The following is an 8,886-nucleotide window of genomic DNA, read 5'->3' on the forward strand; positions in this document are numbered from 1 at the left end:
CCATGAGCCGGGACGCGGAGCGCATCCTGGACGAGGCCGTACGCGCGGCGGGCGATCGCATCCGCGCGGCGCTCGCCATGCGCTTCCGCGACCTGGACCTGGCTGAGGAGGCCTTCGCCTTCGCGAGCCTGAGGGCCATGGAGACCTGGTCGCGCGACGGACCCCCGCGCGATCCCGCCGCGTGGCTCTATTCGGTCGGCCGCCGGCGGGCCTTCGACCTCGGCCGCCGGGCCCAGGTGCGCAATACCGCGGTGCTGGACGAGCCCGCGCCGCAGCCCGACCCGGAGACCCTGCTGATCGCCGCCTTCGAGCCGATCCCCGACGAGCGGCTGCGGCTGATCTTCGTCTGCTGCCACCCGGCGCTGGCGCCCGAGGCGCGCATCGCGCTCACCCTGCGCACGCTGTGCGGCCTGTCGGTGGAGCGGATCGCGCGCGCCTGGCTGACCAGCGAGGTCGCCATGACCCAGAGGCTGACGCGGGCCAAGCGCAAGCTGCGCGAGACGGCGGTGCGGTTCGAGATTCCCGCGCCGGACGCCTGGGGCGAGCGGCTGGAGACCGTGCTGGCGACGCTGGAGATCGCCTACGCCCAGGCCTATGAGGACGCCGCCCTGGCCAGCGACGCCGCCGACCTGGCGGCTGAGACGCTTCGGCTCACCGGCCTGCTCGCCAACCTCCTGCCGGACGAGCCGGAGGTGCTGGGCCTGGCCGCCCTGGTGCGATTGACCGAGGCGCGGCGCCCAGCCCGGATCGATGCGGCCGGCGCCATGATCCCGCTCTCCGAACAGGATGTCGGGGCCTGGGACCGCCGGCTGATCCGCGAAGCCGCCGCCCACATGCGCCGCGCCGCCGAGCTGGGCCACAGCGGCCCCTACCAGCTGATGGCCGCGATCCACGCCACCCACGCCGCGCGCATGGAGACCGGCGTCACCGCCTGGGGCGACGTGGTCCAGCTCTACGACATGCTGCTGAGCGTACGGCCATCGGTGGTGGCGCAGGTGAACCGCGCCGTGGCCCTGGGCGAAGCCGAGACGCCGGAAGCGGGGCTGGCGGCGCTGGCGGCGCTCGGCGACGAGCCGCGGCTTTTGACCTGGCTGCCCTATCAGGCCGCGCGCGCCGGCCTGTTCGCCAAGGCCGGGCGCGACGCCGAGGCCGCCGAGGCCCTGCGCGCGGCGCTACAGCTCCAGCCCGCGCCGGCCGAGCGGCTGTTCCTGGCCGGACGGCTGGGCGCGCTCAGCCGCTAGGCCCAAGCGTCCCTTTCCGAGGAGGCCCCTTTCCAAGCAAGTCGGGGCTTGGAATAAGGCTCGCGATGGACGCCGATCCCGCTCTCGCCACCGCCCCGTTCCGCGACCCGCTCTATGCGCCGCGGCGCCTGGACATCGAAGATCGCGGCGGCGGCGAACGGCTGCTCTCCAACCCGACCCCCTACGCGACCCGCTTCCAGACCATGACCGCCGCCCTGGCGCACTGGGCGGGCGCCGCGCCGGACCGCATCTGGCTCGCCGAGCGTTCGGGCGCGGGCTGGCGCAGCGTCACCTTCGCCGAGGCGCACCAGACCGTCGAGGCCCTGGCCGGCGGCCTGCGGGCGCGCGGGCTTCCGAACCGGCGGCCGCTGATAATCCTGGCGCACAACGGCATCGAGCACGCCCTGATCGCCTACGCGGCCATGAGCCAGGGCTGGCCGATCGCCCCGGTCTCGCCGCAGTACGGGCTGAAGGGCGCGAACCTGGAACGGCTGGCGCGGGCCTGCGCGACGCTCAACCCCTCGGCCGTCTACACCGACGACGCGGCCCTGTTCGCCGATGGCCTGTCCGCCCCGGCCCTGGCCGGCCTGCCGGTGATCGCCTCGAAGAACGCCCGGCCCGGCGACATCGCCTTCGCCGACCTGCTGGCCGGCCCGCCGGCCGCGGCGAGCGCGGACCCGAGCGACCATGCCAAGTACCTGCTCACCTCCGGCTCGACCGGCCATCCGAAGGCGGTGATCTGCACCCACCGCAACGTCTCACTGAACTCGGCCCAGATCGACGCCTGCTTCGTCGACCCCGACCCGCCGGTGATGGTCAATTCCGCGCCCTGGAGCCACAGCCTGGGCGCCAACTCCATCCTGCACATGAGCCAGCATCGCGGCGGCACGCTCTACATCGACCATGGCCAGCCCACGGCGGCGCGGTTCGGTGAGACCGTGCGCAACCTCGCCGACGTCTCGCCCACCTACCAGAACATGGTGCCGGCCGGCTGGATGCTGTTCGTCGACGAGCTGGAGAAGGACGAAGCCCTGGCGCGCCGGTTCTTCGAGCGCGTGCGGGTGATGCAGTACGGTGGCGCGGCGCTCGGCCAGGCGGTGGCCGACCGCATCCAGGCCGCGGCGGTGCGCACCGTCGGCGAGAAGATCAGTTTCGCCTCCGGCTATGGCGCGACCGAGACCGGCCCCACCGCCTGCAATGTCCACTGGCCGAACGCGCGCATGGGCCTGATCGGCCTGCCGATCCCGGGGACCTCGGTGCGGATGATCCCCATGGCCGGCAAGCTGGATTTCCGGGTGAAGGGGCCGCAGATCACCCAGGGCTACCTTGGCCTACCGGAACGCTCGGCCCAGGCCTTCGACGACGAGGGCTTCTACATCCTGGGCGACGCCGCCCGCTTCGTGGACCCGGCCGACCCGATGCAGGGCATGGTGTTCGACGGGCGCCTGTCGGAGAACTTCAAGCTGGCCAGCGGCACCTTCGTGACGGTCGGCGATCTTCGGATCGGGGCCATCTCGGCGATCGGCGGGGCGGTGACCGATGCGGTGGTCTGCGGCGAGGGCCAGCCGGCGGTGGGCCTGCTGCTCTATCCGAACCCGCGCCTGGACCGCGCCGAGATCGCGGCGGCGGCGCGGGCGGGGATCGAGGCCTACAACGCCCGCGCCCGAAGCCCTGCTGGAGGGGGCTCCGGCGCCCGGGTGGCGCGCGCCCTGCTGCTGCCCGATGCGCCGGATCCGGTCAGCGGCGAGATCACCGACAAGGGCTACATCGCCCAGGCCCTGGCCCGCCAGCGGCGTGGCGGCGCGGTCGCGCGCCTGTTCGCCGAGACCCCCGACGAGGATGTGATGGTGTTCCCATGAACGGCGCCGACGCCCTGATCTCGACCCTGGTCGCCAATGAAGTGACCGCCTGCTTCGCCAACCCCGGCACCAGCGAGATGCAGTTCGTGGCCGCCCTGGACCGCGAGCCCGCGATGCGCCCGGTGCTCTGCCAGTTCGAGGGCGTGGCCACCGGCGCCGCCGACGGCTACGGCCGCATCGCCGGGACGCCCGCCTGCACCCTGCTGCACCTGGGTCCGGGCTACGGCAACGGCCTGGCCAACCTGCACAATGCACGTCGCGCCTTCACCCCGGTGGTCAACGTCATCGGCGACCACGCGACCTATCACCGCCAGTACGACGCGCCGCTGAACTCCGACATCCCGGCGATCGTCGCGCCCAACTCCCTGTGGGTGAAATCGGCGGACAGCCCGGACGCGGTCGCCGGCCTGGCCGCCGAGGCGGTGGCCGCCAGCTTCGGCCCGCCGGGCGGCCCGGTGAGCCTGATCCTGCCGGCCGACAGCGCCTGGCTGGAGACCCGGAACACGACAAAGGGGACCGAACCGGTCATCGCGCAACGGCAGGTGCGCCCGGCCCCAGCCAGCGCCGCCGTCGAGGCCGCAGCCCGGGCGCTCAAGGCCGCGAAAAATCCCGTCGTGCTGATCGGCGGCCAGGCCTGCCTGGCCGAGGGCCTCGTCCAGGCCGCGCGCCTGCAGGCCGCCGGCGTCACGGTCTATAGCGACACCTTCATCGCCCGCACGGCGCGCGGCGCCGGGCTCTTCGCGCCCAAGCGGATGCAGTATTTCGGCGAGATGGCGCTTGCCGAGCTGGAGGGCGTCGACCTGATGGTCTTCGCCGGGACCACCACGCCGGTCGCCTTCTTCGCCTATCCGAACCGCCCCAGCGTGCTCGTCCCCGAGGGCTGCGCGACCATGACCCTGGCGGCGCGGGCCGAGGACGCGGCCGCCGGCCTCGCCGCCCTGGCCGATGCGCTGGGCGCGCCGAGGGAAGGGCCGGTCCAGCCGCTGAAGCTGCCGGACGCCATGCCCACCGGCAAGCTCAACGCCTATACCGCCGGCGCGGCGATCGCCCGGCACATGCCGGAAGGCGCGATCATCTGCGACGATGCGGTCACCTCCGGGGCTGGCGTGGCGGCCGCGGCGGCCACGGCGCGTCCGCACGAGGTGCTGGCCCTGACCGGCGGGGCGATCGGGGCCGGCCTGCCGCTCGCCATCGGCGCCGCCGTGGCCGCGCCCGACCACAGGGTGCTGTCGCTGAACGGCGACGGCGCGGCGATGTACACGATCCAGTCCTTGTGGACGATGGCGCGGGAGAACCTCGACGTCACCGTGGTGGTGTTTGCCAACTACACCTACCGCATCCTCAATGTGGAGATGCAGCGCACCGGCGCGGGCGAGGCCGGCGCCTCGGCGAAGAAGCTGCTGGAGCTCGGCGACCCGAAGATCGACTTCGTGGCGCTGGCCACGGGCATGGGCGTGCCTGCGGTCCGCTGCGACACCGCCGAAGCCTTCGACGCCGCCATCGCCGCGGCCATGGCCCAGCGCGGCCCGATGTTTATCGAAGCGGTGATCTGACCAAAGAAAAAGCCCGCGGGACGAACCCGCGGGCCTGATCTCGATCCGACGATCGAAGCGGGGCCGATCAGCCCTTCTTCTTGTTCGTCGGCAGGGTGCAGTTGCCGGCAAAGGCGCAGGCGATGGCTTCCTTCGGCGTGTTGGGATCGGTGTAGTTGATCACATAGCCCGGCAGGCCGTCGGCGCAGGCCACTTCCAGCCGCAGGGTGCCGTCGGGGGCCTTCAGCGGGGAGCCGGTCTGCGAAACCGCGCAGTCGTTCTTGTTGAACTTCTTCAGGTCGGCGGTCAGGCCCGCGTAGTCCGCCTTGCCAAGGCTGCACTTGAAGCCGGCCAGCAGGGCGTGGCCGCAGTCGAGGACCGTGCCCTTGCCGGTGGCCGGGAACATGCCGATCGCGCCGCTTCCGTCGCCGCAGACCAGTTCAACGACCTCCTTGTCGCCCTGCTGCGGGAACACCGCGTAGCGGGTCACGTTGCAGTTCGACCCAGCGGCCTTGGCGAGCTTGGTGTAGAGCCCGGCCTGCTCGGCGCTGGCCTGGCGGCTGTCGGTCAGGGTGCAGGAGCCGGCCGGCACATTGGCGCAGTTCAGCGTCTGGGTGACCTGGCCCTGGGCGTTCACCTTCAGGATGACGCCCTTGCCGTCGGTGCAGGCGAACTCATAGCCCTCGGTCCCATCGGTCAGCAGACCGATGAAGCGGTGGTCCTTCACCGCGCAGGGCGGCGTGGCCTGGGCGGCGAGCTTGTCCTCCAGCGCCGTGCGGGCGGCCGGGCTGCCGAGTTCGCACTTCACATTGGCGTTGGCCGCGTCGTAGGCGAGGCAGTTCAGCGCCTGGGCGTCCTTGGTCAGCGAGAGCGGTGCGCTGGCGGTGATGATGTAGCCCGCCCCATTTGGGCACAGCGCCTCGATGATGGTGTTGCTGGTGGTCTGGCCGATGCCGCGCACCTGCGACGGCGTGCAGGGCACCTTGGCCTTCTGCGCCAGGGCGGCGATGCCGGCCGAGAGATCGAGGTTGGCGGGCAGGATGCAGCCGTTGGTCGGCGGCTTCTGGTCGGCGGGATAGTTGGCGACGATGCAGCTGTAGACGTTCGGCGGATTGGTGCCGTTGGTCTGGATCAGGAAGCCGATCTTGCCCGGGCCGCAGGCCACCTCGTAGACCTTCGGCGCGATGCCGGTCTTCGGATCCTTGCCGCCCTGGCCCGCGAAGCGGGCGTCGGAGACCTGGCAATCGACGCCCGCGGCCTGGACGATGGCCGGAGCGTCGGCCATGCCTTGCTTGCGCGCACCCGAATCGACGGTCGGCGGCTTGGCCGCGGGGGCCGCCATCGCCGTGACCGGCGCCATCACCGCGATGAACAGGGCGGCGAGAAGCCCCAATCTCATAGGCCTCATGACTTCAGTATCTCCCAGGCTTTTTGCGGGCGTTGGCCCGTTTTCGGCGCCCATAAGCGCCATGAACCTCCCGGGGGTCAAGATGAGGGCGCAATCGCGACGAAGTCCGGCGCACTTCCAAGGGTTTAGCGAACAGCGTGCGCTCTGCGAGGGCGACGCGAACCCGCCCGCGCCTAGGCGCCGCGCACCCGCAGATGGGCGCCGGCGACGCCGGTCACCTCCACCGCCGAGCCGGCTTCCAGCGCCTCGGCCCCCTCCAGCTCGGCGGCCCACTCCTTGCCGTCGATGAACACGCGCCCCGCATGGGCGCGGAAGGCGGTGACCGCGCGGCCGCGGTGGCCGACGAGGCGGCCGATGTTGTCGTTGATGTCATGGGCCGGGTGCAGCAGCGAGCGCGGCAGGTAGCGGCGCGCCAGCAGCACCGCCGAGATGGTCACCAGCGCATAGACCAGCACCGCCTGGCCGGGGCTGAGGCCCGCGTAGGCGGCCAGCACCGCCACCAGGGCGGCCGTCGCGGCCGGCCACAGCAGCCAGCCCGAGCCGGTCAGCAGCTCGATCACGCCCAGGATCCCGCCCAGCGCCAGCCAGGCCCACAGGGCATGCGCCTGGTAGAGGTCGATCAGCGCGGTCATGGGTCAGCTCCCGGTGGAAGGGGCGGTCGGCGGGACGCCCGTGCCGCCGCCTGGGCCGCCTGGACCGCCGGTGTTGCGCGGGCGGGCCGGGCGCGGCGGCGGGACCCCGGGCTGCTCGGCCTGGGCGGTCTTCACCAGCTCGGTGATGCCGGCGATGGAGCCCACCAGCGCGCCCATCTCGGCGGGCACGATCACCGTCTTCTGCTGCGGGCTCTCGGCCAGCTTGCCGAAGGCTTCCACGTATTTCTGGGCGATGAAGTAGTTGATGGCGTTCACGTCGCCCTTGGCGATGGCGGTGGAGACCAGCTCGGTGGCCTTGGCCTCGGCCTGGGCGGAGCGCTCGCGCGCCTCGGCGTCGCGGAAGGCCGCCTCCCTGCGGCCCTCGGCCTGCAGGATCGCCGACTGCTTCTGGCCTTCGGCCACGGTGATGGCGGACTGCTTCTCGCCGTCGGCCTCGGTGATCACCGCGCGCCGCTCGCGCTCGGCCTTCATCTGCCGGGCCATGGCGTTGGTGATGTCCGGCGGCGGCTGCAGGTCCTTGATCTCGATCCGCGCCACCTTGACGCCCCAGGGATTGGTGGCCGCGTCGATCACCTCCAGCAGGCGCGAGTTGATGTGGTCGCGCTGGCTCAGCACCTCGTCCAGCTCCATGTTGCCGACCACGGTGCGCAGGTTGGTCATGGTCAGCTGGGTGATGGCGAAGTCGAGGTTGGTCACCCGGTAGGCGGCCGCGGCGGCGTCCATCACCTGGATGAAGACGATGGCGTCCACCTGGACGGTGACGTTGTCCTTGGTGATCACCTCCTGCTGGGGAACCTCCAGGACCTGTTCCATCATGTTGATGCGCCGGCCGACCCCCTCGACGAACGGGGTCAGGATGGAGATGCCGGGCTTCAGCGTGCGGGTGTAGCGGCCGAACCGCTCGACGGTGAATTCGCGCCCCTGGGGCACGATCTTGATGGCGCCCAGGGCGACCATCAGGGCCAGGACCAGGAAGACGACCGCGACCACGGCCAGACCGATACCCATCCGACGTTCCCCCGTTGGTTGCGGCAAGCCTAGCCAAGGACGGCCGCGCGCGCCATGGAAACCCGAACGGTCCGCCCGACGCCGCCGGGGCGCCGGTCATGCTCGCGCCGCGATCGCAGGTCTGATAGCGCTCGCCCATGACCCGAACCGCAACCGCCGTTCTCCTGGCCGTCCTGCTGGCGACGCCGTGCGCCGCCGCAGCCGCCGCGGCCGCGAAGCCCGCCGCCAAGCCGCCGGCCGCCCAGCCGGCCAAGCCCGCGCCCGCGCCCACGCCCACGCCGGCCCCCGCCAAGCCCACCTCGCCGATCGCCGACTTCGACGCGCGCAATCCGCAGAGCGTCATCACCCTGCTCAACGCCAGCGGCGGCAAGGCGAACCTGGTGCGCAAGGACGCCGACGGCGTGCTGGTCGCCTTCACTTCCCTGGCCGCCAACTTCAGCGTCCTGTTCGCCGGCTGCGACGCCCAGGGGCGCGCCTGCAAGGCGGTGCAGTTCGATTCGGTGGCCGAGCAGGCCGGGCCGAGCTTCGCCCAGATGAACGCCTTCAACCAGACCGAGGCGCTGTGCCGTGGCTACGAGGACAAGACCGGCAAGCCGCACGTGCTGTTCTCGACCCTGCTGTTCGCCGACGACCCCTACGACCACTTCCGCACCGAGATGCAGGCCTGGACCGGCTGCATCGCCGACTTCCGCGGTTTCCTGAAGGACCCGAACGGCTATCTGGCGTCGGCGCCTTAGGGCGGTTGCGGCCGATCGGCGTCGCGGCCATGCTCAAGCTCGGCAGGCGTGGGGGGCGGCGGATGGACGTGGACCTGGAGGCGCGGGTCGCGAGGCAGTTCCCGTCGCTGTATCTCACCCTGGTCAGCGTCCTGGTCGGCCTGGTCCTTTCCGACCTGCTGTCCGAGATCCATTCGCGGATGGTCCTGTGGCCGCTGACGATCGAGACGTGCCGGACCTGGTGCCAGATCTTGGGCAACACCCTGGCCGTGCTGGCCGCCTGGGTCACCTATTCGCACCTGGGGCTGATCAAGCGGCGGGTTCCGACCGTCTGGGACACCCTGGACGCCGTTCTGGTGCTCATCACCATCCCGTCGAACGCCCAGGTCGGCCGGCATGAGGCGGCGGGCTGGTTCCTGGCGGCCGCCTGTTGGAACCTGCTGGCCACCATGGCGGTGCGCATCAACCT

General features: G+C 71.7%; 8 protein-coding genes. 5 read left to right on the forward strand and 3 right to left on the reverse strand.

Annotated elements, in window-relative coordinates; translation table 11 throughout:
- Nucleotides 1–2 precede the first annotated feature (2 nt).
- The 3 genes from VGL85_RS10655 (at nt 3) to VGL85_RS10665 (ending at nt 4,653) form a co-directional block, all read left to right on the forward strand.
- A complete protein-coding gene (locus VGL85_RS10655) occupies nt 3–1,241 on the forward strand; it encodes an RNA polymerase sigma factor (protein ID WP_331588893.1) in 1,239 nt (412 codons plus the stop codon).
- A 65-nt stretch (nt 1,242–1,306) separates the two neighbouring features.
- Entirely contained in the window at nt 1,307–3,100 is a 1,794-nt protein-coding gene (locus tag VGL85_RS10660) for an AMP-binding protein (RefSeq protein WP_331588895.1), read from the forward strand.
- Nucleotides 3,097–4,653, forward strand: coding sequence for an acetolactate synthase large subunit (locus VGL85_RS10665; RefSeq protein ID WP_331588897.1), 1,557 nt, complete (start codon nt 3,097–3,099; stop codon nt 4,651–4,653). The genes VGL85_RS10660 and VGL85_RS10665 overlap by 4 nt, the downstream gene beginning before the upstream one ends.
- Nucleotides 4,654–4,720: 67 nt before the next feature.
- Here the strand turns inward: VGL85_RS10665 and VGL85_RS10670 are convergent, their stop codons facing one another.
- The 3 genes from VGL85_RS10670 to VGL85_RS10680 form a co-directional block, all read right to left on the reverse strand.
- Nucleotides 4,721–6,031 (reverse strand): hypothetical protein, encoded by a 1,311-nt coding sequence (locus VGL85_RS10670; protein WP_331588899.1) that lies wholly within the window; start codon nt 6,029–6,031, stop codon nt 4,721–4,723.
- A gap of 182 nt (nt 6,032–6,213) precedes the next feature.
- Nucleotides 6,214–6,672: an NfeD family protein gene (locus VGL85_RS10675; RefSeq protein ID WP_331588901.1), complete on the reverse strand. Its 459-nt coding sequence runs from the start codon at nt 6,670–6,672 to the stop codon at nt 6,214–6,216.
- Between the two features lie 3 nt (nt 6,673–6,675).
- A complete protein-coding gene (locus VGL85_RS10680; RefSeq protein WP_414695229.1) occupies nt 6,676–7,701 on the reverse strand; it encodes an SPFH domain-containing protein in 1,026 nt (341 codons plus the stop codon).
- 137 nt (nt 7,702–7,838) lie between these two features.
- Between VGL85_RS10680 and VGL85_RS10685 the strand changes: the two genes are divergently transcribed.
- Nucleotides 7,839–8,438 (forward strand): hypothetical protein, encoded by a 600-nt coding sequence (locus VGL85_RS10685; protein ID WP_331588903.1) that lies wholly within the window; start codon nt 7,839–7,841, stop codon nt 8,436–8,438.
- 62 nt (nt 8,439–8,500) lie between these two features.
- Nucleotides 8,501–8,886, forward strand: a 386-nt coding sequence (locus VGL85_RS10690; protein ID WP_331588905.1) for a hypothetical protein, incomplete at its 3' end; no start/stop codon positions are given.

It is taken from the genome of Phenylobacterium sp. (genome assembly GCF_036501465.1).
Lineage (GTDB): Bacteria > Pseudomonadota > Alphaproteobacteria > Caulobacterales > Caulobacteraceae > Phenylobacterium.